General features: G+C 72.0%; 23 protein-coding genes. 9 read left to right on the top strand and 14 right to left on the bottom strand.

The features are described from left to right. Positions 1-26: 26 nt before the first annotated feature. Both ACFY36_RS38945 and gltB read right to left on the bottom strand, forming a co-directional pair. Positions 27-1499 carry a glutamate synthase subunit beta gene (locus ACFY36_RS38945; protein WP_499750905.1) on the bottom strand — a complete coding sequence of 491 codons (1473 nt, stop codon included), beginning with the start codon at positions 1497-1499 and terminating at the stop codon, positions 27-29. Further along, complete coding sequence (gene gltB / locus ACFY36_RS38950) at positions 1492-6024, bottom strand: glutamate synthase large subunit (RefSeq protein WP_499750906.1); 4533 nt, start codon at positions 6022-6024, stop codon at positions 1492-1494. Before gltB ends, ACFY36_RS38945 begins: the two co-directional genes overlap by 8 nt. A gap of 191 nt (positions 6025-6215) precedes the next feature. Here gltB and ACFY36_RS38955 point away from each other — a divergent pair, with 191 nt between their 5' ends. Further along, positions 6216-7016: a GNAT family N-acetyltransferase gene (locus ACFY36_RS38955; protein ID WP_499750907.1), complete on the top strand. Its 801-nt coding sequence runs from the start codon at positions 6216-6218 to the stop codon at positions 7014-7016. A 28-nt stretch (positions 7017-7044) separates the two neighbouring features. Beyond that, complete coding sequence (locus tag ACFY36_RS38960) at positions 7045-7746, top strand: SDR family NAD(P)-dependent oxidoreductase (RefSeq protein ID WP_499750908.1); 702 nt, start codon at positions 7045-7047, stop codon at positions 7744-7746. Between the two features lie 156 nt (positions 7747-7902). Here ACFY36_RS38960 and ACFY36_RS38965 read toward each other — a convergent pair whose 3' ends face one another. Together ACFY36_RS38965 and ACFY36_RS38970 are read right to left on the bottom strand one after the other, a co-directional pair. Continuing rightward, positions 7903-8151 (bottom strand): hypothetical protein, encoded by a 249-nt coding sequence (locus ACFY36_RS38965; protein ID WP_499750909.1) that lies wholly within the window; start codon positions 8149-8151, stop codon positions 7903-7905. Positions 8152-8176: 25 nt separating this feature from the next. After that, positions 8177-9010, bottom strand: a complete 834-nt coding sequence (locus ACFY36_RS38970; protein WP_499750910.1) for a helix-turn-helix transcriptional regulator — start codon at positions 9008-9010, stop codon at positions 8177-8179. A 113-nt stretch (positions 9011-9123) separates the two neighbouring features. On the opposite strand from ACFY36_RS38970, the gene ACFY36_RS38975 reads away from it, so the two are divergent. After that, positions 9124-9945, top strand: a complete 822-nt coding sequence (locus tag ACFY36_RS38975; protein ID WP_499750911.1) for an SDR family NAD(P)-dependent oxidoreductase — start codon at positions 9124-9126, stop codon at positions 9943-9945. Here ACFY36_RS38975 and ACFY36_RS38980 read toward each other — a convergent pair. After that, entirely contained in the window at positions 9919-10596 is a 678-nt protein-coding gene (locus ACFY36_RS38980; RefSeq protein ID WP_499750912.1) for a TetR/AcrR family transcriptional regulator C-terminal domain-containing protein, read from the bottom strand. The two genes, ACFY36_RS38975 and ACFY36_RS38980, sit on opposite strands and share 27 nt — an antisense overlap. 80 nt (positions 10597-10676) lie before the next feature. Here ACFY36_RS38980 and ACFY36_RS38985 point away from each other — a divergent pair, with 80 nt between their 5' ends. Then, positions 10677-11132 (top strand): nitroreductase/quinone reductase family protein, encoded by a 456-nt coding sequence (locus tag ACFY36_RS38985; RefSeq protein ID WP_499750913.1) that lies wholly within the window; start codon positions 10677-10679, stop codon positions 11130-11132. A gap of 50 nt (positions 11133-11182) precedes the next feature. On the opposite strand, the gene ACFY36_RS38990 is transcribed toward ACFY36_RS38985, so the two are convergent. The 5 genes from ACFY36_RS38990 to trpC are packed head-to-tail and all read right to left on the bottom strand — an operon-like array spanning position 11183 to position 16435. Continuing rightward, entirely contained in the window at positions 11183-12310 is a 1128-nt protein-coding gene (locus tag ACFY36_RS38990; RefSeq protein WP_499750978.1) for an FAD-dependent oxidoreductase, read from the bottom strand. A 45-nt stretch (positions 12311-12355) separates the two neighbouring features. Beyond that, a complete protein-coding gene (gene lgt, locus ACFY36_RS38995; RefSeq protein ID WP_499750914.1) occupies positions 12356-13543 on the bottom strand; it encodes a prolipoprotein diacylglyceryl transferase in 1188 nt (395 codons plus the stop codon). A gap of 50 nt (positions 13544-13593) precedes the next feature. After that, positions 13594-14397 (bottom strand): tryptophan synthase subunit alpha, encoded by an 804-nt coding sequence (gene trpA, locus ACFY36_RS39000; protein WP_499750915.1) that lies wholly within the window; start codon positions 14395-14397, stop codon positions 13594-13596. Then, positions 14394-15635, bottom strand: coding sequence for a tryptophan synthase subunit beta (gene trpB / locus ACFY36_RS39005; RefSeq protein ID WP_499750916.1), 1242 nt, complete (start codon positions 15633-15635; stop codon positions 14394-14396). Before trpB ends, trpA begins: the two co-directional genes overlap by 4 nt. Further along, complete coding sequence (trpC, locus tag ACFY36_RS39010) at positions 15632-16435, bottom strand: indole-3-glycerol phosphate synthase TrpC (RefSeq protein WP_499750979.1); 804 nt, start codon at positions 16433-16435, stop codon at positions 15632-15634. Before trpC ends, trpB begins: the two co-directional genes overlap by 4 nt. A 376-nt stretch (positions 16436-16811) precedes the next feature. Here trpC and ACFY36_RS39015 point away from each other — a divergent pair, with 376 nt between their 5' ends. Further along, the gene (locus ACFY36_RS39015; RefSeq protein ID WP_499750917.1) at positions 16812-17096 is read left to right on the top strand and encodes a hypothetical protein; all 285 of its coding nucleotides are present in this window, start codon (positions 16812-16814) and stop codon (positions 17094-17096) included. A gap of 76 nt (positions 17097-17172) precedes the next feature. Then, a complete protein-coding gene (locus ACFY36_RS39020) occupies positions 17173-17628 on the top strand; it encodes a GNAT family N-acetyltransferase (RefSeq protein WP_499750918.1) in 456 nt (151 codons plus the stop codon). Here the strand turns inward: ACFY36_RS39020 and ACFY36_RS39025 are convergent, their stop codons facing one another. Genes ACFY36_RS39025 through hisI form a run of 3 tightly spaced genes read right to left on the bottom strand, consistent with a single transcriptional unit; the run spans position 17629 to position 20116 of the window. Continuing rightward, entirely contained in the window at positions 17629-18234 is a 606-nt protein-coding gene (locus ACFY36_RS39025; protein ID WP_499750919.1) for a Trp biosynthesis-associated membrane protein, read from the bottom strand. Continuing rightward, entirely contained in the window at positions 18231-19763 is a 1533-nt protein-coding gene (locus tag ACFY36_RS39030; RefSeq protein WP_499750920.1) for an anthranilate synthase component I, read from the bottom strand. Before ACFY36_RS39030 ends, ACFY36_RS39025 begins: the two co-directional genes overlap by 4 nt. After that, the gene (gene hisI / locus ACFY36_RS39035; RefSeq protein WP_499750921.1) at positions 19760-20116 is read right to left on the bottom strand and encodes a phosphoribosyl-AMP cyclohydrolase; all 357 of its coding nucleotides are present in this window, start codon (positions 20114-20116) and stop codon (positions 19760-19762) included. Before hisI ends, ACFY36_RS39030 begins: the two co-directional genes overlap by 4 nt. A gap of 187 nt (positions 20117-20303) precedes the next feature. On the opposite strand from hisI, the gene ACFY36_RS39040 reads away from it, so the two are divergent. After that, positions 20304-21758: a protein-tyrosine phosphatase family protein gene (locus ACFY36_RS39040; RefSeq protein ID WP_499750922.1), complete on the top strand. Its 1455-nt coding sequence runs from the start codon at positions 20304-20306 to the stop codon at positions 21756-21758. 16 nt (positions 21759-21774) lie between these two features. Here ACFY36_RS39040 and ACFY36_RS39045 read toward each other — a convergent pair whose 3' ends face one another. Then, positions 21775-22542 carry a hypothetical protein gene (locus tag ACFY36_RS39045; RefSeq protein ID WP_499750923.1) on the bottom strand — a complete coding sequence of 256 codons (768 nt, stop codon included), beginning with the start codon at positions 22540-22542 and terminating at the stop codon, positions 21775-21777. Between the two features lie 27 nt (positions 22543-22569). Here ACFY36_RS39045 and ACFY36_RS39050 point away from each other — a divergent pair, with 27 nt between their 5' ends. Further along, a complete protein-coding gene (locus ACFY36_RS39050; protein ID WP_499750924.1) occupies positions 22570-23277 on the top strand; it encodes an ABC transporter ATP-binding protein in 708 nt (235 codons plus the stop codon). Between the two features lie 64 nt (positions 23278-23341). Next, positions 23342-24070, top strand: a complete 729-nt coding sequence (locus ACFY36_RS39055; RefSeq protein ID WP_499750925.1) for an ABC transporter permease — start codon at positions 23342-23344, stop codon at positions 24068-24070. The last annotated feature ends 4 nt before the right edge of the window (positions 24071-24074 follow it).

Below are 24074 nucleotides of genomic sequence, written 5' to 3' on the forward strand. Positions count from 1 at the left end.
GACGGGCCGATTCGTGAAAGAGCGACTCAGACGCTGAGCGGCTGCGCGTCGGCGCGGACCGGCGAGGGCAGCTCGCCGGACGCGCCCAGGTAGCTGTGGATCGCCGCGGCGGCCGAGCGGCCCTCGGCGATCGCCCACACGATCAGTGAGGCGCCGCGGTGCATGTCGCCCGCCACGAAGACGCCCGGGGCCTCCGTCTGCCAGGAACTGTCGGCGTCGAGCACGCCCCGGCGGTTGCGGGTGATGCCGAACTGCGAGAGCAGCGGCTGCTCCTCGGTGCCCTCGAAGCCGATGGCCAGCAGGACCAGGTCGGCCTGGAGGTCACGCTCGGAGCCGGGCGTCGTGGTGACCGTGCGGACACCGTTGACGCGCTCGACGACCACCTCGGCCACGCGGATGGCGGTCAGGTTGCCTTCCTCGTTGCCGACGAACTCCTGGACCGCGACGCCGAAGACGCGCTCGCCGCCCTCCTCGTGGGCCGGGTAGTTGCGCAGGATGACCGGCCACGTCGGCCACGGGTGCAGCTCGCCGGCGCGGGCCTCGGGCGGCAGCGGATACTGGTCGAGCTGGACCACGTTGGCCGCGCCCTGCCGGTGGGCCACGCCCAGGCAGTCGGCGCCGGTGTCGCCGCCGCCGATGATGACCACGTGCTTGCCCGCGGCGTCGATCGGCGTGGTGTCCTGCAGGCCCGCCACGACCCGGTTGGCCGGGACGAGGTGCTCCATGGCCAGGTGCACGCCGTTCAGCGACCGGCCCGGGGTGTCGGCCGCGTCGCGGCCGGCCAGGGCGCCCGCCGCCAGCAGCACCGCGTCGAAACGCTCGCGCAGGTCGTCGGCGGTGATGTCGACGCCCACCTCGACGCCGGTCTCGAAGACGACGCCCTCGGCCTCCATCTGGGCCAGGCGGGCGTCGACCACGCTCTTCTCGATCTTGAAATCGGGGATGCCGTAGCGGAGCAGGCCGCCGATCTTGTCGTCGCGCTCGTAGACCGTCACCGCGTGCCCGGCCCGGGCCAGCTGCTGGGCCGCGGCCAGTCCGGCCGGGCCCGAGCCGACGATCGCGACCTTCTTGCCGGACGCCTGGGGCGCCGGCTGCGGGCGTACGTAGCCGAGGTCGAAGGCGTGGTTGGCGATCTCCACCTCGACCTGCTTGATGGTCACCGGGTCGTCGGCGATGCCGAGCACGCAGGCCGCCTCGCAGGGCGCGGGGCAGAGCCGGCCGGTGAACTCCGGGAAGTTGTTCGTGGCGTGCAGGGCCTCCGCCGCCGCCTCCCACGCACCCGTGCGGACCAGGTCGTTCCAGTCCGGGATCCGGTTGCCCAGCGGGCAGCCGTCGTGGCAGAACGGGATGCCGCAGTCCATGCAGCGGGTGGCCTGGTCGCGGATGAGCTCCTCGCCGGCCGGCGGATAGACCTCGCGCCAGTCCTGGATGCGCACCGGCACCGGGCGGCGCTTGGGCAGCTGCCGCTCGTAGCGCAGGAAACCGTTCGGATCAGGCACCCTTGACCCCCATGACCACCTCGTCGACGTTACGACCGGCGGCTTCGGCGGTCCTGATCAGCTCCATCACGCGCTTGTAGTCGCGCGGCACCACGGCGGTGAAGCGCGACACCGCTGTGGCCCAGTCGGCGAGCAGCCGGTCGGCCACCGCCGAGCCGGTCTCGGCCCGATGCTTCTCGACGAGCCCGCGCAGGGTCTGCTCCTCGTCGGCGGTCAGCGGGGCCAGGTCGACCAGCTCCGGGTTGACCTTGGACGGGGCCAGGTCGAGCACGAACGCCTTGCCGCCGCTCATGCCGGCCGCGAAGTTGCGCCCGGTCGGGCCGAGCACCACCACGGCGCCGCCCGTCATGTATTCGCAGCCATGGTCGCCGACGCCCTCGACGACGGCCTGGCCGCCCGAGTTGCGCACGGCGAACCGCTCGCCGGCCCGGCCGCGCAGGAACACCTCGCCCGCCGTCGCCCCGTACAGGATGGTGTTGCCGGCGATGATGTGCTCCTCGGCCACGAACGGGGCGTCCTCGGCCGGCCGGACGATGACCCGGCCGCCGGACAGGCCCTTGGCCACGTAGTCGTTGGTGTCGCCGATCAGCCGCAGCGTGACGCCACGGGGCAGGAAGGCGCCGAACGACTGCCCGCCGGTGCCGCGCAGGGTGAACTCGATGGTGTTCTCGGGCAGCCCGGCGCCGCCGTACCGGCGGGTCACCTCGCCGCCGAGCATCGCGCCGACGCTGCGGTGGTCGTTGCGCACGCCGACCTCGGCCCGCACCTGGTTGCCGTCGATCAGGGCCGGCTGGGCCAGCTCGATCAGCTTGTTGTCCAGCGCCTTGTCCAGGCCGTGGTCCTGCGCGACGATGCCGCGGCGGGACGCGCCCTCGGGCAGCTCCGGCACGAACAGCACCGGCGACAGGTCGAGGCCCTTGGCCTTCCAGTGGTTCACCGCGGGCAGCACGTCGAGGACCTCGGCGTGGCCGATGGCCTCGTCGATGCTGCGGAAGCCCAGCTCGGCCAGGTAGCCGCGGACCTCCTCGGCCAGGAAGAGGAAGAAGTTCTCGACGAACTCGGGGCGGCCGGTGTAGCGCTCGCGCAGCACCGGGTTCTGGGTGGCGATGCCGACCGGGCAGGTGTCGAGGTGGCAGACGCGCATCATGATGCAGCCGCTGACGATCAGCGGCGCGGTGGCGAAGCCGAACTCCTCGGCGCCCAGCAGGGCCGCCACGATCACGTCGCGGCCGGTCTTGAGCTGGCCGTCGACCTGCACGGTGACCCGGTCGCGCAGCTTGTTGAGCAGCAGGGTCTGCTGCGCCTCGGCCAGGCCCAGCTCCCACGGGGAGCCGGCGTGCTTGAGCGAGTTCAGCGGCGACGCGCCGGTGCCGCCGTCGTGGCCGGAGATCAGGATGACGTCGGCCTTGAGCTTGGCCACGCCGGCCGCGACCGTGCCCACGCCGATCTCGCTGACCAGCTTCACGTGCACCCGCGACATCGGGTTGACGTTCTTCAGGTCGTGGACGAGCTGGGCCAGGTCCTCGATCGAGTAGATGTCGTGGTGCGGCGGCGGGGAGATCAGGCCGACGCCCGGGGTGGCGTGCCGGGTCTTGGCGACCCACGGCCACACCTTGTTGCCAGGCAGCTGGCCACCCTCGCCGGGCTTCGCGCCCTGCGCCATCTTGATCTGCAGGTCGTCCGCGTTGACCAGATATTCGCTGGTCACGCCGAAGCGGCCGGAGGCGATCTGCTTGACCGCGGAGCGGCGGGCCGGGTCGTAGAGGCGGTCGACGTCCTCGCCGCCCTCACCGGTGTTCGACTTGCCCCCGAGCCGGTTCATGGCGATCGCGAGGGTTTCGTGCGACTCGGCGGAGATCGAGCCGTACGACATCGCGCCGGTGGCGAAGCGCTTGACGATCTCCGACGCCGGCTCGACCTCCTCCAGCGGAACCGGCGTCCGGTCCTTGAAGGTGAACAGGCCGCGCAGCGACCCGGCCTCGGCGGCCAGGCCGTCCACCTTCGACGTGTATTTCTTGAAGACGTCGTACTGCTTCGACCGCGTCGCGTGCTGCAGCAGGAACACGGTCTCGGGGTTGAACAGGTGGATCTCGCCCTCGCGGCGCCACTGATATTCGCCGCCGACCTCGAGACGCCGGTGGGTGCGCTCGGCCGGGTTCGAGGGGTACGCCTTCTCGTGGCGCGCCTTGACCTCGGCGTGGATGTCGGCCAGGGTGGCGCCGCCGATCCGCCCGTTGGTGCCGACGAAGTAGCGCTGGAGCAGCTTGTTGTCCAGGCCCACGGCCTCGAACACCTGCGCGCCGCAGTACGAGGACACCGTCGAGATGCCCATCTTCGACATGATCTTCAGGACGCCCTTGCCGAGCGCCTTGACGTAGTTGCGGATCGCCAGCTTCGGGTCCAGGCCGGCCAGCGGGCCGGTCGCGATCAGGTCGTCGACCGACTCGAAGGCCAGGTACGGGTTGACCGCGGCCGCGCCGTAGCCGATCAGCACCGCCGCGTGGTGCACCTCGCGGCAGTCGCCGGACTCGACGACCAGCGCGACCTGGGTGCGGGTCTGCTCCCGCACCAGGTGCTGGTGGACCGCCGCGGTGAGCAGCAGCGACGGGATCGGCGCCAGGTCCGCGTTCGAGTCGCGGTCGGAGAGCACCAGGATCCGTACGCCGTCCTCGATGGCCTCCGAGACGTGCCGGCAGATCTGGGTGAGCCGGGCCTTGATGCCGGCCGCGCCGTCGCGCAGCGGATAGAGACCGGAGACCCGGACCGCCTTGAAGCCCGGCAGGTCGCCGTCCTCGTCGATCGAGAGCAGCTTGGCCAGCTCGTCGTTGTCGATGATCGGGTGGGGCAGCACGATCTGGCGGCAGGACGCCGGTCCCGGGTCGAGCAGGTTGGCCTCGGGCCCGATCGTGGTGGCCAGGCTGGTGACCAGCTCCTCGCGGATGGCGTCCAGCGGCGGGTTGGTGACCTGGGCGAACAGCTGGTGGAAGTAGTCGAACAGCAGCCGCGGGCGGGACGACAGCGGCGAGATCGGCGTGTCGGTGCCCATCGAGCCCAGCGGCTCGGCGCCGGTGCGGGCCATCGGCCCGATGAGGATCTTCAGCTCCTCCTCGGAGTAACCGAACACCTGCTGGCGGCGGGTCACCGAGTCGTGGGTGTAGATGACGTGCTCACGCGGCGGCAGGTCGTCGAGCTGGATGAGGCCGGCGTGCAGCCACTCCTCGTACGGCTCGGCCGCGGCCAGCCCGGCCTTGATCTCGTCGTCGTGCACGATGCGGCCGGCCTCGGTGTCGACCAGGAACATCTTGCCCGGCTGGAGGCGGCCCTTGGCCACCACCGTGGCCGGGTCGAGGTCGAGCACGCCGGCCTCGGAGCCGAGCACGACCAGGCCGTCGGAGGTGTGCCACCAGCGGCCGGGGCGCAGGCCGTTGCGGTCGAGCACGGCGCCGATCATCGTGCCGTCGGTGAAGGCGACGCTGGCCGGGCCGTCCCACGGCTCCATGAGGCTGGCGTGGAAGCGGTAGAACGCGCGCCGCTTCGGCTCCATCCCCGGGTCGTTCTCCCACGCCTCGGGGATCATCATCAGCATCGCGTGGGGCAGGCTGCGGCCGGACAGGTGCAGCAGCTCCAGCACCTCGTCGAAGCTGGCCGAGTCGGACGCCTCCGGCGTGTTGATCGGGAACAGCCGCTTGATGCTGCCGGGCAGGGTCTTCGACTGCAGCAGCGCCTCGCGGGCGGCCATCCAGTTCTTGTTGCCGCGGATCGTGTTGATCTCGCCGTTGTGGGCGATGAAGCGGTACGGGTGGGCCAGCGGCCACGCCGGGAACGTGTTGGTGGCGAAGCGGCTGTGCACCAGGGCGATCGCGCTGGACACCCGGTCGTCGAGCAGGTCCGGGAAGAACTCCGGCAGCTGGTCGGGGGTGAGCATGCCCTTGTAGGTGATGGTCCGCGAGGACAGCGACGGGAAGTAGGCGCCGACGCCGCGCTGCGAGGTCTCCCGCTCGGCCTGCTTGCGGATGGTGAACGCGACCCGGTCGAGCTCGATGCCGCTCAGCCGGACGTCGTCGGAGAGCCGGTGGGCCGCGAGGAACACCTGCCGGATGGTGGGCCGGGCGTCCTCGGCGGTCTGGCCGAGCCCGTCCGGGCGCACCGGCAGGTCGCGCCAGCCGAGGATCTCGCCGCCTTCGACCAGGGCGTACTTTTCGACGATCTTGATCGCGCGGGACCGCTCGGCGGCGTCGTTGGGCAGGAAGACCAGGCCGGTCACGTACTGCCCGGCCGGCGGCAGCTCGAAGCCGGCGACCGCGCGGTAGAACTCGTCCGGGACCTGGATCATGATGCCGGCGCCGTCGCCGGTGTTGTACTCCGCTCCTCGCGCCCCCCGGTGGTCGAGGCGGATCAGCGCGGAAAGGCCCTTGGCGACCACGTCGTGGGAGCGCCGGCCGTAGAGGTCGGCAACGAAGGCCACACCGCACGCGTCGCGTTCGGTGGAGGGGTCATAAAGCCCCTGGGGGTGCGGAAATGCCACCGGGCCTCCTGTCGTCACTGGTGTTACGAATCAAGGTCGGGACGACGTCGGCCCTGCAAAGTCTCTAGAGTCTACGCGAAGGGGGGCGGATCTCCGCCAGTTCAGATGGATCACACTTGGTGTGGGGCGAATCCACCTTCTCGGCACAATCGGGTAGCCGAACCTCTATGCACATTGGGTAGTCTCGCGCGGTGGCGCTACAGGATACCGACGTCTTCGTCAGGCTCGAGCGGTTTTACGACGCCCTTCCCCGACCCTACGCACGTGCCGAGGATTTCGGCGGACTTGTGCTGTTCGTCCGCGAGGGCGAGGGCTGGCCCTACTATGCCCGGCCCGTCATCGGAGCGGACACCCCTTCCGCCGCTGATATTACTGCCGTCCGTCAGCGGCAACGTGATCTGGGTCTGCCCGAGGCCTTCGAGTGGGTCCACGAGACCACTCCCGACCTGCTGGCCGTAGCCCGCTCGGCCGGGCTGGGAGTGCTGCTGGCCCCGCTGCTGGTGCTCGAGGCGGCCGCGCTCGTGCCCGACCTGCCGGTGGCCGGCGGCGCCATCCGCTTCCTCGACCCGGCCGCGGACACGTTCGACGCCGAGGTGTTCGCCGCCCGCGCGGTGGCGCAGCACGCGTTCGCCGGCGCCCCCGGCACCGGCGTGAGCCAGGCCCAGATCGACCTCGACCGTGAGCAGGTCACCTCCGGCGACTACTACATGGCCGTCGTCGAGTCCCCGAACGAGGGAATCCTGGCCACCGGCACCCTCATGCGTTCCGGTGACGTGGCCGAGATCGCCGGGGTCGCGACCCTCCCCTCAGCTCGCGGGCGCGGCTACGCGTCGCAGCTCACCGCGTCACTGGCCCGCCGCGCGCTGCACGCCGGAGTCGACCTGGTATTCCTTTCCGCGGGCGACGACGACGTGGCGCGCCTCTATACAAAGGTGGGGTTCCGCCGCATAGGCACCGCCTGCATCGCCGAACCCGCGGCCGCGCCGCTCTAGGCAGAGCCGCTCCAAGAAGGGAACGCGCATGGAGCTCGGAATCGCCGGCCGCACCGCGCTGATCGTCGGCGGCAGCGGCCTGCTGGGCCGCGCGGTGGCCGCGGCGCTGCTGGCCGAGGACGTCCGTGTGGTGCTGGCCGCCCGCGACGACGCCCGCCTGGCCGACGCCGCGCACAGCCTCGACGACGAGGTCGCCTGCCTCACCCTGGACACGGCCGACCCGGCGTCGGTGCGGGCCGCCGTCGAACGCCTCGGCACCGTCGACATCCTCATCAACGCGGCCGCGCCGCCCGCGCACACCATGGACCCGTCCCGCGACCGCGAGCCGTCACAGATCCTCTCCGCCCTGGACGCGAAGGCCGGCGGCTACCTGCGCGTCATGGACGAGGTTCTCCCCCGCATGCGGGAGCGGGGCTTCGGCCGCGTCGTCAACATCAGCGGCCAGAACGCCCACCTCACCAAGTCGGTCACCGGCGCCGTCCGCAACCAGGCGGTCATCACGGCGTCGAAGGCCCTGGCCGACGCTTATGCGGGCACCGGCGTCACGATCAACGTCGTCAACCCCGGCATCGTCACCGCCGAGCCTTCACCGACGACAGCACCGGCCACCGGCGGCGAGTCCACCCCCGAGCAGGTCGCCGCGCTGGTCACGTTCCTCTGCTCGAGCTGGGCCGCCACCATCTCCGGCGAGTCCATCGCCGTCGGCCATAGGGTCTTCGGAGTTCAATGACCTAGAGGTACGGATCGGCGAAGAGCCCCCGCCGCAGGGACCGGCCGCTGCCGTCCCGGCCTCCCGTCGCCGCTTCCGGGCTGTCCCGCGACACCGGCAGGCCGGCCGCCTGCCCACTCACCCTCAGACCGCCGCCCACGGCCGTCTCGGCACGCCCTACCACTCGGCACCGCGCACCGCGACGTCGTTGCTCCCCTCGGCCAGCTCACGCTCAGCCGCCCGATCGGCCTCACTCCGGCTCCGCCTATATGCGGCCATGACCCGCGCCGCCTCCCGCTGCCGGGCGCGACGGCCCTCGCGCATGACTCTCCGGACCGCTTCCGTGACGACCGCGGACGCATCGTGTCGGGTCCGGAGGAACGCTCCGACGTCGTCCGGAACGTCGACGCTCAGCCTGACAGTCATCCGCCGACCCTATCGGCGGACCGCGTCAGCCCGCTGTCATCAGGGACAGCAGGCGGAGGTTGTCGGCCGAGGCGGAGCCGGGGTCGGTGGTGTAGAGGAACAGGGTCTGGTCGGGGTCGCCGGGCAGGGACAGGGCCTCGTAGCGCAGGGTGATCGGGCCTACCGCCGGGTGGGTCATGTGTTTGGTGCCGTGCGTCCGCTCGTGCACCTGGTGGGCGTTCCACCACGTACGGAAATCGGCGCTCTTGATGGTCAGCTCTCCGACCAGCTCGGCCAGGCCGGGGTCGTCGGGGAACCGGCCCGCGGAGAAGCGCAGGGTGCCCACCACGTCGGCGGCCACGGCCGGCCAGTCCACGAAGACCTCGCGGGCCGCCGGGTCGAGGACGACCCAGCGGGTGTAGTTGCGGTGGGCGGGCGGCAGCCTCGTCCAGTCGGTGAGCAGGGCGTCGGCCAGGGCGTTGGAGGCCAGGACGTCGGTGCGGCGGCCCAGGATGAGCGCCGGGTGGTCGGTCATCGAGGCGATCAGCTGCCGCATGGCCGGGCGGACCCGCTGCGGCGGGAGCGGCTCGGCCCCGCGCCGGGGCGGGCGGGCCAGGTCGGCCAGGTGGGCCCGGGCGGCCGCGTCGAGCTGGAAGACCCGGCTCAGCGCGTCGATCACGGAGTCGGACGGGCTGGTGTGCCGGCCCTGCTCTAGGCGCGTGTAGTAGTCGACGCTGACCCCGGCGAGCTGGGCCACCTCCTCGCGGCGCAGGCCGCGGACCCGGCGGCCGGACGCGGCACCGGCGATGCCGGCCGCGGCCGGGGTCATGCCGGTACGGCACTTGCGGAGGAACTCGCCCAGAGCTGCCACGCCCTCCATGATCCGCGCGCACGGACGCCGCCGACAGGGGCTGGGTGGGCATGGCGTTCCCCGGTACGGCTGGGCCCGCCCGAGCCTGTCCGCGGGCCGGCGCCGCGGCCAGCCTGGAGGACATGACAAACACCTGGTTCATCACCGGCGCCTCCCGTGGGCTGGGCCTCGAGCTGGTCCGGCAGCTCCTGGAACGCGGTGACACGGTCACGGCGACCACCCGCTCCCCCGAGCGGCTCCTCGCGGCGCTCGGCGGAACCGGCACGAGCCGGCTCCAGGCCCTGGCCGTCGACCTCGCGGACGAGCAGCAGGTCCGGCGGGCCGTCGAAGCGGCCGGGGACGTCGACGTCGTCGTCAACAACGCCGGCTACGGGTTCCTGGCCGCCGTCGAGGAGGTCAGCGACGCCGAGGCCCGGCGGATGTTCGACGTGCAGGTCTTCGGCGTGTGGAATGTTCTGCGGGCCGTCCTGCCGTCGTTCCGGGCCCGCCGCGCCGGCCACATCGTCAACGTCTCGTCGATCCTCGGCCTGACGGCCTTCCCCGGCTGGGGCCTCTACTGCGCCGGCAAGTACGCCCTGGAGGGCCTCACCGAGTCGCTGGCGGCCGAGGTGGCCGGGCTGGGTGTCCGGGTCACGCTGGTCGAGCCGGGATATATGAGGACCGATTTCCTCCGTACGCAGTCGATCGGCCTTCCCGGAAGCACGCTGGACGGTTACCAGGCGGTCCGCGACATGACGGCCGCACACCTGGCGATGCCCGGCACCCAGCTCGGCGACCCGGCGAAGGCCGCCGCCGCGATCATCACGATCGCCGGTGGGAAGGACACGCCGCTGCACCAGCTGCTGGGCTCGGACTCGTACGGCCTGGCCCAGGCTCGCATCGCCGCCCTCACCGCGGACGTCGAGGCGGGCCGGGAGCTAGCCGTCACCACCGACGTCGGCTGAGCGGCGGCGCTCCAGGCCGTCGAGGAGCAGGTCGAGGGCGAAGGCGAACTCGAACTCGTCGTCGCAGCCGCTGAGCCGGCCGTCGTGGGTGGCCGCGGCGGCCAGCTCGGCGACGTGTGGCAGGGTCTCGGCCCATTCCGCGGGCGGCGGGGGCGCGGACGGGTCGGGGTTGTCGTCGAACAGGTCCTGGCTGAAGCCGAGGATGCGGCTGCCGAGCAGGTGGATCGCGTGATGGCCCAGGTCGACGGAGCAGCCGCCGCCCCGCATGATCGCCAGGACGCGCTCGATGTGCAGCAGGACGGCCGGTGTCGGCTCGGCCCGGCTCTCGATGATCCGTACGGCCCAGGGGTGTTTCAGCATCGTGCCCCGCGCCTGCATGATCAGCGCCCGCAACCGATCGGTCCAGGGACCGCCGGCCTCGGAAATGGCGATCGATGCGACCACCGCGTCGGCCATGGCGGCGAGCAGCGTGTCCTTGTCGCGCAGGTGGTAATAGATCGACATCGCGTCGACGCCGAGGTGCTGGGCGAGCCGCCGCATGCTCAGCCCGTCGAGCCCGTCCCGGTCGGCCAGTTCGACGGCGGCCGCGACGATCCCCTCCTTCGACAGCCGGGCCGTGGAGCGGGTCGAGGTTCCTGCACGTCTTGGCACGAGCCGAATCCTACTTGTTCTCCTACGCCGTAGGGCTTACCCTACGGCGTAGACCTACACCGTAGAAGAGGAGTTCGGCCATGCCCCCTCCGAGATGGTTCGTCCGCGGCGCCTGGGTGGCGCACAAAGCCCTGCTGAGGGTCACCGCCGACCGCGTCGGCATGTCCACACCGGCTCCGGGCGGCAAGTTCGGCATCCTGCGGCTGCACACGGTCGGCCGCCGCTCCGGCCGGCCCCGCGCCGTCCTGCTCGGCTACATCGAGGACGGCGACCGCCTGGTCACCCTGGCCATGAACGGCTGGGACGCGGCCGACCCGGCCTGGTGGCACAACCTGCGCGCCCGCCCCGGGGCGACCGTCGACCTGGTCGGCGGCTCACGCGAGGTCACAGCTCACGAGGCCACCGGTGCCGAGAGGGAACGGCTGTGGAAGGCCCTGCACGACTACAGCGGCTACGGCGACCTGGACGCCTACGCCGCCCGCCGTGGCCGCGAGACAGCCGTGGTGGTGCTCAGCACCGCCTCGAGCCAGCCATAGAACGGCGCGGCGCCGCAGGGCCGGATGCCGGCGCCGGCGGTGCGGGCTGCTCAGTTCGGGGGCGACCAGTCCGGGCTGGGGGCCATCATCCGGGGCCGCATGTGGTTGAGGGCGGCGTCCCGGGCGCGCAGGGCCAGGCGGCCCCGGGCCTGGACCACGGCCGACATGCGGCGGGTCTGCCGGACGACGCTGGTGGTGCGGGGACGGCGCAGGCGGCTGTACATCTCGATCGCGGCCACCAGGTCGGGGCCGGGCGGGGCGTCCGAGACCAGGGCGGCCAGCGTGGCCGCGTCCTCGAAGGCCAGGCAGGCGCCCTGGCCCAGATGGTGGGGCATAGCGTGGGCGGCGTCGCCGAGCAGCACGACGCCGCCGGGGCCGGACGGGAAGCCGTACGTGCGGGGCAGCGGCCTCAGCTCGCGCACCTCGTGGGGCACCAGGTCTTCCGGCAGGGTGGCGGCCAGGAGCTCGCCGACCGGCTCGGGCCAGCCGGCGAACCAGCGGCGCAGCAGGGCGAGCTGGGTGGCGGGCGACTCGGGGCGGGGCGCTCCGGCCGCGGTGGCCACCCAGTAGACGCCCTTGCCGGCGCCGAGCGGCATCGAGATGAAGCGGTAGCCGGCGCCCAGGGTCTCGCCGCCGGTCGTGTGCTCCGACGGCAGCCGGAAGGCCGGGACCACGGCCTGCCAGTCGGCGAAACCGGAACCGACCGCCGCCGACTCGGGCGCGAGGGCCCGGCGCACGCGGCTGTCGATGCCGTCGGCCGCCACCACCAGGTCGGCCTCGATCGTCGTGCGGCCGTCACTCACCGAAGGGCGCAGGCCGGGGCCCGTAGAGACGGTGGTCACCGCGAAGCCGGTCCGCATCTGCACGTAGTCGCCGAGGCCGGCGATCAGCACGTCGTACAGGTCCTCGAGGCGCACCGCGGCCGGCGCCGGGCCGGACCCGGTCCGCCCGCGCGGCGTGACCAGCCACTGGCCGTCGGGGCGGCGGACGCCGCCGTCGGGCAGCGGGGACGCGATCGACGACCAGCCTCCGGCCGGGTCGAGGGCCTCCAGGGCGCGGCGGCCGTTCGGCCACAGCACCAGGGCCGTCGGCGGGGCGGCGACCCGCTCGTCCCGCTCCAGCAGCGTCACCCGCCAGCCGGTGCGGGACAGGGCGCCGGCCGCGGCCAGACCGGCCATCCCGGCGCCCACCACGACGGCCGTGCCCCGCCCGACCACGTCCGGTCAGCGTTCGTCGTTTTTGCGCGGCGTCTCGGCGTCGACGTCGCCGCCGGAGGCGCCGTCGGGACCCGTGCCGGCCGCGGCCCCGGTGGCCAGGACGGCCTCACCGACACCCGCGGGGCCGGCCGGATCGGCCGGCTCGAGCGGATGCCCGCCGGCCGCGATCTCCTCGGCCATGTCCTGCGGCGTCTCCGGAGGCAGGATCCCGGTTTTGCGGTATTCCTCGAAGCGATGATGGCTGACGACCTGGTAGCCCTTGGGCGCGCGGGCCGGCTGCTCGCCGTCGCCGGTCACGTCGACCTGGCTGACGTCGCTCCCGGCGGCCGGCTCGGGCAGCGTCTCGGGGGCGTCGTCCGGCACCACGTAGGCCCGCGGGCCACGGACCACGAGGAAGTAGATCAGCGCCAGCAGGAACAGGACGATGGCGGTGAAGACGTTCAGGCGTACGCCGAAGAAGTGGTTGGCCTCGTCGACCCGCAGCATCTCGATCCAGGCCCGGCCGGCCGTGTACGCCATCACGTACAGCGCGAAGGCGCGGCCCCGGCCGAACTTGAACTTGCGGTCGGCCAGCCAGACCAGCAGCGCGACGCCCAGATCCCAGATCAGTTCGTAGAGGAACGTCGGATGGTAGAGATCAGGCAGCGTGACCGCCTGCCCGTCGATCACCGTGGCATGGCCCGGATTGGACCGGTCCATGTCGTGGACCTCGAGACCCCACGGCAGCGTGGTGACCTTGCCGTACAGCTCGTTGTTGAACCAGTTGCCGAGCCGGCCGATGCCCTGCGCCACCGGCAGGCCGACCGCGAGCGAGTCGGCGACCAGGGCGAACGGCAGGCCGAGCTGACGGCAGCCGATGTACGCGCCCAGGGCGCCGCCGATCACCGCGCCCCAGATGCCGAGACCGCCCTCCCAGATGTAGAAGGCGCGGATCGGGTCACCACCGGCGCCGAAGTAGTCCTGCGGCGACGTGATCAGGTGATATATGCGGGCGCCGACGATGCCGAACGGCACCGCCCACACCGCGATGTCGAGCGAGGCCCAGCGGGCCACGCCGCGGCTGCGCATCCGGTATTCCAGGATGTAGAGGGCGGCGACGATGCCCAGCACGATGCAGAGCGCGTACGCCCGCACGGGCAGGCCCAGCACATGCCAGACCGACGTCGTCGGACTCGGGATCGCGGCGGTAATCACGGTTGCACACGCTACCGTCGAAGGCGGCGAGGCGGGTGATCAGGGCGGGTCTAGTTTCGCGGGTTCCGCACGCCCTCGGCAAGTTCGGCACTGAGCGTACGCAGCCGGGACAGACCGGTAGCGCGATCGGGCGCCTCGAGCACACTGCGGATCAGCGCGCTGCCCACGATCACGCCGTCGGCGAAGCCGGCGACCTCGGCCGCCTGGGCCCCGTTGCCGACGCCCAGGCCGACACCGACCGGCATGTGCGGGTCGGCGTGCCGCACCCGGTCGACCAGCTCCGGGGCCTGCGACGACACCGAGGTGCGGGCGCCGGTGACGCCCATCAGCGCGGTGGCGTAGACGAAGCCGCGGCACTGCCCGACGGTCATCGCGATCCGCTCGTCGGTCGACGACGGCGAGACCAGGAAGGTGCGGTCGATGCGGTGCTCGTCGGAGGCCGCGATCCACTCGGCCGCCTCGTCCGGGATCAGGTCCGGCGTGATCATGCCGGTGGCGCCGGCCGAGGCCAGGTCACGGGCGAAGGCGTTGACCCCGTACTTCTCGATGGGGTTCCAATAGGTCATGAGGACGACCGGAGCTCCCGTACGGGAAACCGCCTCAATGATCTTCAGAGTGTCGCGGGTACGGACCCCGGCCGCCAGCGCGATGTCGCTCGCCTTCTGGATGACCGGGCCGTCCATCACCGGGTCCGAGTACGGCAGCTCGACCTCGATGACGTCGCAGCCGGCCTCGTGCATCGCGATCATCGAGGCGATGCTGTCCTCGACGGTCGGGAAGCCGGCCGGCATGCAGCCGATGAGCACCGACCGGTTCTCGGCCTTCGCCTTGGCGAAGACGTCGCTGATGCTCACTCTTGTTCTCCCGGAACGATCGTCTCGACCGGATCGAGAATCCCGAAGTACGCCCCGGCGGTGTGCACGTCCTTGTCGCCGCGGCCGGACAGGTTGACCACGATGGTCGGCGTGCGGCCCAGCTCGGCCCGCAGCCGCGGGGCGATCCGGGCGGCGCCGGCCAGCGCGTGCGCGCTCTCGATGGCCGGGATGATGCCCTCGGTGCGGCAGAGCAGCTGGAACGCGGCCATCGCCTCGGCGTCGGTCACCGGCTCGTACGTGGCCCGGCCGGTGTCGTGCAGCCAGGCGTGCTCCGGGCCGACACCGGGATAGTCGAGCCCGGCCGAGATCGAGTGGGACTCGACCGTCTGGCCGTCCTCGTCCTGCAGGACGTACGTCCGCGCGCCGTGCAGCACGCCCGACGAGCCGCCGGTGATCGACGCGGCGTGCCGCCCGGTCTCGACGCCGTCGCCGCCCGCCTCGAAGCCGTAGAGCTCGACCGACTCGTCCGGCACGAAGGCGTGGAAGATGCCGATCGCGTTCGAGCCGCCGCCCACGCAGGCCGCCACCGCGTCGGGCAGCCGGCCGGTCAGCTCGAAGCACTGGGCCCGGGCCTCGACACCGATGCCGCCCACGAAATCGCGGACGATCTCGGGGAACGGATGCGGGCCGGCGGCCGTGCCGAGCAGGTAGTGCGTCGAGTCGACGCTGGCCACCCAGTCACGCAGGGCCTCGTTGAGCGCGTCCTTGAGGGTGCGCGAGCCGTTCGTCACCGGGACGACGGTGGCGCCGAGCATGCGCATGCGGGCCACGTTCAGCGCCTGCCGCTCGGTGTCGGTCTCGCCCATGTAGACGACGCACTCGAGGTCGAGCAGGGCGGCCGCGGTCGCGCTGGCCACGCCGTGCTGGCCGGCGCCGGTCTCGGCGATCACCCGCGGCTTGCCCATCCGCTTGGCCAGCAGCGCCTGACCCAGCACGTTGCGCACCTTGTGGGCGCCCGTGTGGTTGAGATCCTCCCGCTTGAGCAGGATCTCGGCGCCGACCGCGGCCGACAGGCGCTCCGCCCGGTAGAGCAGCGAGGGCACACCGGCGTAGTTGACCAGGAGGTTCTCGAACTCGGCCTGGAACACCGGGTCGGTCTTGGCCGACCGGTAGGCCGCGTCGAGCTCGTCCAGCGCCCGCACCAGCGCCTCGGGCACGAAGCGCCCGCCGTACCGGCCGAAGTGCCCGGCCAGGTCCGGCAGCGACGGAGCCGTCATCGCACAGGCCTCGGTGTCGCGGGGTGGTTGCCGGCGTTCACCAGCTCGGCCACCGCGTCACGCGGGCTCTTCTGGGTCACCAGACCCTCGCCGACCAGCACGGCGTCGGCGCCGGCCGAGGCGTACCGGATCAGGTCGTGCGGTCCCCGCACGCCCGACTCGGCGATCTTGACGACATTGTTGGGCAGCCCCGGCGCGATGCGCTCGAAGACGGACCGGTCGACCTGAAGCGTGCGCAGGTCACGGGCGTTGACCCCGATGACCTTGGCGTTCGCCTCGAGAGCCCGGTCGGCCTCCTCCTCGTTGTGCACCTCGACGAGCGCGGTCATGCCCAGCGACTCGATGCGCTCGAGCAGGCCCATCAGCACGTTCTGCTCGAGGGCGGCCACGATGAGCAGCACCACGTCGGCGCCGTGGGCCCGCGCCTCGTGCACCTGATAGGACGAGATCACGAAGTCCTTGCGGAGCACCGGGATCTGAACGGAGGCGCGAACCGCCTTCAGATCGTCGAGCGAACCGCCGAACCACCGGCCCTCGGTGAGCACGCTGATGACACGGGCGCCACCCGCCGCGTACTCCCCCGCCAGCTCGGCGGGGTCGGGGATCTCGGCCAGCGCCCCCTTGGAGGGCGACGACCGCTTCACCTCGGCGATCACCGCCACCCCCGGCTTACGCAGCGCCGCGTAAGCGTCGATCGCCGGTGGCGCCGCCGCCGCCAGCTCGCGAACCTGCTCCAGCGGCACCTGCTGCTGCCGTGCCGCCACGTCCTCGCGCACTCCTGCGAGGATCTCCTCCAGCACGTTCTGCGGCCCGCCAGTGCCCGCTTCCGTCTGCTGATCGGATGTCACGTAATGACTCCCCTCTCCGGGTGTCCTCCGCCCGATGCTAGGAGGTCGCGGTCGCGCAAGGCCCCCCGGGGTATGGCACGCCTCACGAGATGGGCTCGGGCATAATGCGGCCTGATCAACGGCGGTGTGTCACTTCTGTCACATGGGTCACGCCCGCCGCGGGCCGCTGGGCTGCGGCACTTCATCTGATCGGTGGATCCCACCGCGCGTTGACGCGAGCGTCACGCTCCGGAAATACGGTCCGACCATGATGAGGGCGAGGCAAACTGGTTCGGGCGCCCCCCGACGCGCCTCTTGTCGATGCCCTTCAGCGATGTGGAGTAATCCCGTGGCAGCCACCCGGACCGATGCCGGCTTCGCCGACACCCCCCGCGCTCTGGTTTCCGCCGCCGCCGACCTCTTCGCCGGCCTCCAGCGGGTGGTGATCGGCCCCGACAGGGTCCGCACGGCCCGCGACAACGCCTGGGCCGCCACCCTGGAAGACCGGGCCCGCCACGAGGCCCGGGCCGAGCTCAGCCGCGAGGTGGCCGCCCTGGTCGCCCGCCGCTCCGTCCCGGCCCCGAGTCCCGCGAACCGCCGCGCCGCCTCGCGCTCCCTCGCCAAGACGGCCTGACCACACCCGGACACCACCCGGCCAAGATCACCCGCACGGGTCATCCGCGCGGCGGCGGACCTGCCAGGATCGGCGCATGGCAGAGCCGGTGACGCTGCGCCCGGTGCGCACAGCTGACCTCGAGACGTTCTTCGAACACCGCCGCGAGCCCGAGGCCGTCCGGCGGGCCAACTCACCCGCTCACGAGCACGACGCCTTCCTCACCCACTGGACCGAGCGGATCCTCGCCGACGACGCCGTCACGGCCCGGACAGTCCTGGCCGGCGAGAAGATCGCGGGCAATGTGCTGTCCTGGTGGCGGCAGGACGGCCGCCGGGAGGTCGGCTACTGGCTGGGCCAGGAGTTCTGGGGCCGGTCGATCGGCACCAGCGCCCTGCGCCTGTTCCTTCGGATCGAGAAGACCCGGCCGCTGTACGGGACCACCGACGTCGGCAACCTCGCGTCCCGGCGCGTGCTGGAGCGTTGCGGCTTCGTCTTCGCCGAGACCGTCGACGCCGAGGGGCACCGGTACAACCTGTTGATCCTGCGGTGATCAGGAAGTGGGGTCGTCGCCCCGGTCGAGGGCGTCCCACGCCGTGCGGGGGTCGACCGGGGTTTCCTCCGGCGTCTTCAGCCCGGCGGGCGCCAACGGCCCGGACCCCGCGCCTGGCCGCGTATAGCTTCCCGGTTCGGCGGAGTGCGGTTGGGCCGGCTTACGTTCGTACCGTGCCGACATGCGTGACCACAAATGGCCCTGACGCGCGGCAGTGACGCCGCCGACCGCGATGATCGCGCCGCCCAGAGCGCAAGCGATGGGCCACACCGTGGCCCCCGTGCCCGCCTCGCCCACGTCGAGGCCGAGGCGGCCCACCAGCGCGCCCACGATGACGCCCACGCCGGCCAGGGCGAGCAGGACGCCCAGCGCGCGCCGCACCCAGCCGTGCGTGGCCAGCAGCGCGCCCGTGCCGGCCAGGGCGACCAGGGCTAGGCCGATCAGCCACGGCTCCAGGTCGGCGCCGGTCTGCGGGGTGCGCACATCGGACATTCCCGGGCGGTGGGCCACGTCGAGCGACCACGTGCGCGTGGCGCCAAAAGCCGCTGTTCCGGCGCCGGCCAGGCAGGCGGCCAGGGACAGCAGGTAGGAGCGGCGGTGGTTCATCGTGCCGCGCGCAGGGTCTCGGCCGAGGCGATCGCGGCCAGCACTGCCGCCGCCTTGTTGCGGGTCTCCTGCTCCTCGGCCGCCGGATCGGAGTCGGCCACGATGCCGGCGCCCGCGCCAACGTACGCCGTGCCGTCCTTCAGCAGGGCCGTGCGGATCGCGATGGCCATGTCCATGTCGCCGGCGAAGCCGAAATAGCCGACCGTGCCGCCGTACAGGCCGCGCCGGGTCGGTTCCAGGGACTCGATGATCTCCATGGCGCGGACCTTGGGCGCGCCCGACAGCGTGCCCGCCGGGAACGTCGCGGCCAGGGCGTCGAAGGCGCTCTGCTCGTCGCGCAGCTCGCCGGTGACCGTCGAGACGATGTGCATGACGTGGCTGTAGCGCTCGATGCGGGCGAACTCCGGCACCTCGACCGTGCCCGGCTTGCAGACCCGGCCCAGGTCGTTGCGGCCCAGATCGACCAGCATGACGTGCTCGGAGCGCTCCTTGGGGTCGGCCAGCAGCTCGGCCGCGAGCGCGTTGTCCTGCTCGGGGGTGGCGCCGCGCCAGCGGGTGCCGGCGATCGGGTGCAGCAGGGCGCGGCGGGTGCCCTCCTCGTCGGCGCTGACCTTCAGGTGGGCCTCGGGCGACGAGCCGACGATGTCGAAGTCGTCGAAGCGGAGCAGGTACATGTACGGGCTCGGGTTGGTCGCGCGCAGCACCCGGTAGACGTCCAGCGGGTTGGCGTCGGTCGGGCGCTCGAAGCGCTGCGCCACCACGATCTGGAAGCACTCGCCGGCCCGGATCGCCTCCTTGGCCTCCTCGACCGCCTTCTGATATTCGCCGGGCGCGGTGCGGCTGACCGGCTCACCGGCCGGGCGGCGCTCCACCGTGGAGATCATCGGCGGGGTGGGGCGGGACAGCGCGGTGGTCATCGCGTCGAGCCGGCCCACGGCCTGGTGATAGGCGGCGCGCCGGTCGGCCTCGGAGGCGTCCGCGGCCAGCACCGCGTTGGCGACCAGGATGGCCGAGCCGTCGTAGTGGTCGAGCACGACCAGGTCGGTCGCCAGCATCATGCCGAGCTCGGGCAGCGGCAGGTCGTCGCTCGCCGTGCGGGGCAGCCGCTCGAAGCGGCGCACGAGGTCGTAGCTGAGATAGCCGACCATGCCACCGGTCAGCGGCGGCAGGTCGTCGGGGGCCGGGCCGTCGGCCAGCGCCGCGACCGTCTCCCGCAGGGCAAGGACAGGATCACCATTGAGGGGTACGCCGGCGGGCGGCGCACCGAGCCAATGCGCCTCGCCGTCGCGCTCGACCAGCGTGGCCGCGCTCCGGACACCGACGAACGAATATCGCGACCAGGCCGCGCCGGACGGGCCGGCGCCCTGCTCGGCCGACTCCAGCAGGAAGGTGCCGGGACCGCCGGCCAGCTTGGTGTAGACGCCGACCGGGGTCTCGCCGTCGGCCAGCAGCCGTCTGGTGACCGGGACGACCCTCTGCTCCGACCGCAGGAAGTCCGCTTCGCTGGGAGTGACCGCTCCGCTGGTCACGACGCTGACACCGGCAGCTCGTCGAAGAAGCAGGTGCGCTCCCCCGTGTGGCAGGCGGCGCCGACCTGCTCGACGGTCACCAGCAGGGCGTCGCCGTCGCAGTCGAGGGCCACGCTCTTCACGAACTGGTGGTGGCCGGAGGTGGCGCCCTTGACCCAGTATTCCCCTCGGCTGCGCGACCAGTAGGTGGCGCGGCCGGTGGTCAGCGTGCGATGCAGCGCCTCGTCGTCCATCCACGCGAGCATGAGGACATCACCGCTGCCGTGCTCGCGCACGATCGCCGCGACGAGGCCGTCGGGGGTGCGCTTGAGCCGGGCCGCGATGGCCGGGTCGAGATCGGTCGTGACTGCCACAGGGTCGATTCTCCCTCATCGGCCGAACGGGCTTTTACGCAGCACGACGCGGCCCACGATCCGGGCACAGGGGGTGTGCCCGGCGGCGGGGAACGGTACCGTCGTCGTGCGCCGCGCCCAGCCAGGGCGCATCTGCCCACCTGCGTCCGAGGGCAGCGCGCACAGTTCGACGGGAGTCCGCAAAGCAATGGAGCCGACGTCCAGCCCCGACAACGCTCGGTCGAACCGCGGCCTGGCCCGCTTCTGGCCGGTGCACCGCGAAGGGGAGGACGAGGCCACCACGCCCGATTCGGCCGAGTCCCCGGCCACCCTTTCGAGTGAAACCGAGATGGTCCCCCTCGGTTCCCGCCGGCAGTCGGAGACGCCCGGCCCGCCGGTCGCGTCGGCCTCGCCCGAGCGCGACGAGCGCGACAAGCCGGCCGAGGGACCGAAGCCGCCGCTGGCGGCGCCCGCCGCGCCCGGCAGCGGGCCGATCCCGTCGGCCCGGCCCGAGTCCGTGGTGCCGCCGGCCACGCCGCCGCTGCCCGTCGGTGGTCAGCACGGCCTGCCCGACCGGGATACTGATCACTCCGAGGCGGCCGAGCGCGAGGACGACGCCGTTCCGGCCGTAGAGTCCGCTCTGGCCAACCCCTGGGACCGCGACCCCGGCACGTTCGGCGGGTTCGGTCTCGGCGGCCGCAACGGGCGGATGCTGTTCGGCGGGCGCAGCCCGCTCGAGCCGCGCCCGGCCGGCCTCAACGGCCACAGCCACGGCGAGGCGAACGGCCATGCCTCTACTGTGGACGGCCCCGGGCAGGCGGACGAGAACGACGAGAACGGGCGTGATGACATGAACGGACGCGAGAACGGGTCGGCTCCCGTCTCCGGCCCCACGGGGGCGACCGGCTGGGCGTCGGTGCCCACCTCCAAGCACCCGACGGTCACGCCGACCTCGGGCGCTCCGGTCTCCGGCGCGCCCACCTCGGGCCTGCCGGTCTCCCCGGCCCCCGTCTCACCGGCGCTGGGCTCGAACGGAAACGGATTGGGCCCGAACGGAAACGGACTGGGTTTCGGTGGCAACTACGGTGAGCCGCCGTCCTACACCCCGGCCCTGCCCGACCCCGAGTCCGGCCCGGTCTCGGGCGTCCCGGCGCCCCGAGCGGCCTCGGCCAGCATTCCGGTGCCGGCCGCGCCGCCCTCGAAATCCCCGGTGACGTTCAGCGGCGACCTGACCGCGAAGACCGTCGAGGACGAGGAGCCGGCCCCGCTGCCGCGCCGCTCGGCCAGCCTCGAGGACGCCGAGCCGGCCCGCCGCGGCCGCCGCGCCGCCCCCGAGGAGCCCGAGGAGGAGAAGCAGGAGGACGCGCCGCTGCGCCCGGGCGACGTGGCCGAGGGCAGCATCGCGTTCTGGGACGAGGACGCCGTCCGCCACTTCCGCGCCGCCTGGCACGAGGTGAAGGCCGAGTTCGTCGACGACCCCGAGACCGCCCTGACCCGGGCCCACGACCTGCTGACGGACGCGGTCAACGAGCTCACCGAGGCGCTGCTGGCCGAGCGCGACGAGCTCGACCCGCTGCGCGGCAACAAGTCACCCGACACCGAGAGCATGCGCATGGCCATGCGCGGCTACCGCGAGTTCCTGGACCGCATCCTCGCCCTCTGACCGACGGCGTCAGCGACTATTTGACGTACAACTGCACGATCACCGAGATCATCACCTCCACCAGGAGGAAGGTGATCGCGTTGCGCAGCCCTACGGTGGCCTGCCTGGCCAGGTCATCGTTGCCGATGGTGGCGGCCAGCTGTCGCACTTTCCTCCAGTGGAAGATCTGGCTGACCGTCACCAGCAGCAGCCCCGCCACGCACAGGCCCAGAATGATGACCGATACCGGCAGCCCTCCACTGAAGTCGACATCGATGGTGATCGGCTGCGCCCCTGACTCCGAGGGCTGCTGTCCGGGCGGGACGGCCAGATAGAAGTCGGTACCGGCGGGGGAAAGACCCCACACAAGGTAGAACGCGATCATGATCGCGACCGAGAAGGCGACGGACAGGACGACGCCGACCTTGCCCGCGGCCTCCGCGAAAGCGCTGCCCTTGCGGCGAGTGCGCCACTCCCGGACGGTGAGCCAAGCGGCCAGAAGCGACCGGAGAACCGAGTCGCCGAACGTCGTCTCAGCACGGCCGTTCCTGGACCAATCGCGCAGTGCGGTACTCGAGCCGGCCAGCCGGGCGATGAGACGACCCAGCGCCCTGAGTCCCCACACGACTCCGACGAGCCCGTAGAGAAGCGCGGCTCCGATGAGCATCAGCGTGAAGTTGTTCATTCGCCGCGCCTGTCCAGCGCCATGGTCGCTCCCAGAGTCTCTCAGCGATGCGGCCCGCGTGCTTCTTCGACCAACATTGGCATTTACCCGCTCGTGGAATTCATCTAGCGTTGAACTCATCAGACGATGAAATCTACGGAGGCCAGCATGATCGAGGTGCGGAACCTCGTCATCGAGCGAGGGAAACGGGAAGTCCTGCACGACATGAGCTGCACTGTTCCGACTGGCCGGGTCACCGGGCTGCTCGGGCCCAGCGGCAGCGGCAAGACCACTCTGATCAGGGCGATCGTGGGCGTGCAGATCGTCAAGGCGGGCACCGTGACGGTGTTCGGCGAGCCGGCCGGAAGTGCGGGGCTGCGGCGCACGGTCGGCTACGTGACGCAGGCGCCCAGCGTCTACGCCGATCTGACCGTTCGGGAGAACGTGCGCTACTTCGCCGCCCTCTACGGGCTCGGTGCGGCCGAGGCCGAGCGGGCCATCGACGACGTCGGGCTGACGGACGCGGCCGGTCAGCTCGTCGGCAACCTCTCCGGCGGGCAGCGCAGCCGGGCCTCGCTGGCCTGCGCGATGATCGGGACGCCCCGGCTGCTCGTGCTCGACGAACCTACCGTCGGGCTCGACCCGGTGCTGCGGGCCGACCTGTGGGCGAAATTCCACGCGCTCGCCGCCGCCGGCACCACGCTGCTGGTCTCCAGCCACGTGATGGACGAGGCCGGGCGCTGCGACCAGTTGCTGCTGATCCGCGAGGGCCGCATCGTCGCCGACGACACCCCGGCCGCCATCCGTTCCGCGGCGGGCACCGATGATCTCGAAGAGGCTTTCTTGCGGCTCATCCGGGAGCAGGTGCCGGCATGACCGACTGCACCGGAGCGAGCGGAGCGGGTGGAGGGCCAGGAGGGCATGCCAAAGGAGGCTCAGCATGATCCTCGTGGCGACGACCGGGCGGATCCTGCGGCAGCTGCGGCACGACAAGCGGACGGTGGCCCTGCTCGTCGTGGTGCCGGTGCTGCTGCTGACCCTGATCTACTTCATGTACGACGGCGCCGGTGACACGTTCGACCGGATCGCGCTGACCATGCTCGGCATCTTCCCGTTCGTGATCATGTTTCTGGTGACCAGCATCGCGATGCTGCGCGAACGCACCACCGGCACCCTGGAGCGGCTGCTGACCACGCCACTGGGCAAACTCGACCTGCTCTTCGGGTACGGGCTGGCGTTCGGCCTCGCCGCCGCCCTGCAAGGGGTGGTCGCGACCGGGGCCGCGTACTGGCTGCTCGGCATGCGGACCACCGGCAACGCCGGGCTCGTCGTCGTGGTCGCCGTGCTCAACGCCGTACTCGGGGTGGCCCTGGGCCTGTTCTGCAGTGCCTTCGCCCGCACCGAGTTCCAGGCCGTACAGTTCCTTCCGGTGGTCGTCGTGCCGCAGATCCTGCTGTGCGGGCTGTTCGTGCCGCGGGAGCAGATGGCCGGCTGGCTCGAGGCGATCAGCAACGCGCTGCCGCTGACCTACGCGGTCGACGCCCTTCTCCAGGTCGGGCAGTTCGCCGAGCCGACCAGCGAGATGTGGTGGGATCTGGTGATCGTCGCGGGGGCGGCCGTGGTCGCTCTCGTCCTGGCCGCCGCGACCCTGCGACGGCGGACTGTTTAGGAGC

The sequence above is a fragment of the Actinoplanes sp. NPDC000266 genome, from assembly GCF_042899005.1.
In the GTDB taxonomy this organism is placed as follows: Bacteria; Actinomycetota; Actinomycetes; order Mycobacteriales; family Micromonosporaceae; genus Actinoplanes.

Coding starts and splice junctions, on each gene's coding strand:
- ACFY36_RS39020 (WP_499750918.1), top strand. CDS start 17,173: ATGGCAGAGCCGGTGACGCTGCGCCCGGTGCGCACAGCTGACCTCGAG.
- ACFY36_RS38960 (WP_499750908.1), top strand. CDS start 7,045: ATGGAGCTCGGAATCGCCGGCCGCACCGCGCTGATCGTCGGCGGCAGC.
- ACFY36_RS39055 (WP_499750925.1), top strand. CDS start 23,342: ATGATCCTCGTGGCGACGACCGGGCGGATCCTGCGGCAGCTGCGGCAC.
- ACFY36_RS38970 (WP_499750910.1), bottom strand. CDS start 9,010: ATGGAGGGCGTGGCAGCTCTGGGCGAGTTCCTCCGCAAGTGCCGTACC.
- ACFY36_RS39045 (WP_499750923.1), bottom strand. CDS start 22,542: ATGAGTTCAACGCTAGATGAATTCCACGAGCGGGTAAATGCCAATGTT.
- ACFY36_RS38975 (WP_499750911.1), top strand. CDS start 9,124: ATGACAAACACCTGGTTCATCACCGGCGCCTCCCGTGGGCTGGGCCTC.
- ACFY36_RS39050 (WP_499750924.1), top strand. CDS start 22,570: ATGATCGAGGTGCGGAACCTCGTCATCGAGCGAGGGAAACGGGAAGTC.
- ACFY36_RS39040 (WP_499750922.1), top strand. CDS start 20,304: ATGGAGCCGACGTCCAGCCCCGACAACGCTCGGTCGAACCGCGGCCTG.
- ACFY36_RS38965 (WP_499750909.1), bottom strand. CDS start 8,151: ATGACTGTCAGGCTGAGCGTCGACGTTCCGGACGACGTCGGAGCGTTC.
- ACFY36_RS39025 (WP_499750919.1), bottom strand. CDS start 18,234: ATGAACCACCGCCGCTCCTACCTGCTGTCCCTGGCCGCCTGCCTGGCC.
- ACFY36_RS38985 (WP_499750913.1), top strand. CDS start 10,677: ATGCCCCCTCCGAGATGGTTCGTCCGCGGCGCCTGGGTGGCGCACAAA.
- ACFY36_RS38990 (WP_499750978.1), bottom strand. CDS start 12,310: ATGGCCGGTCTGGCCGCGGCCGGCGCCCTGTCCCGCACCGGCTGGCGG.
- trpB (WP_499750916.1), bottom strand. CDS start 15,635: ATGACGGCTCCGTCGCTGCCGGACCTGGCCGGGCACTTCGGCCGGTAC.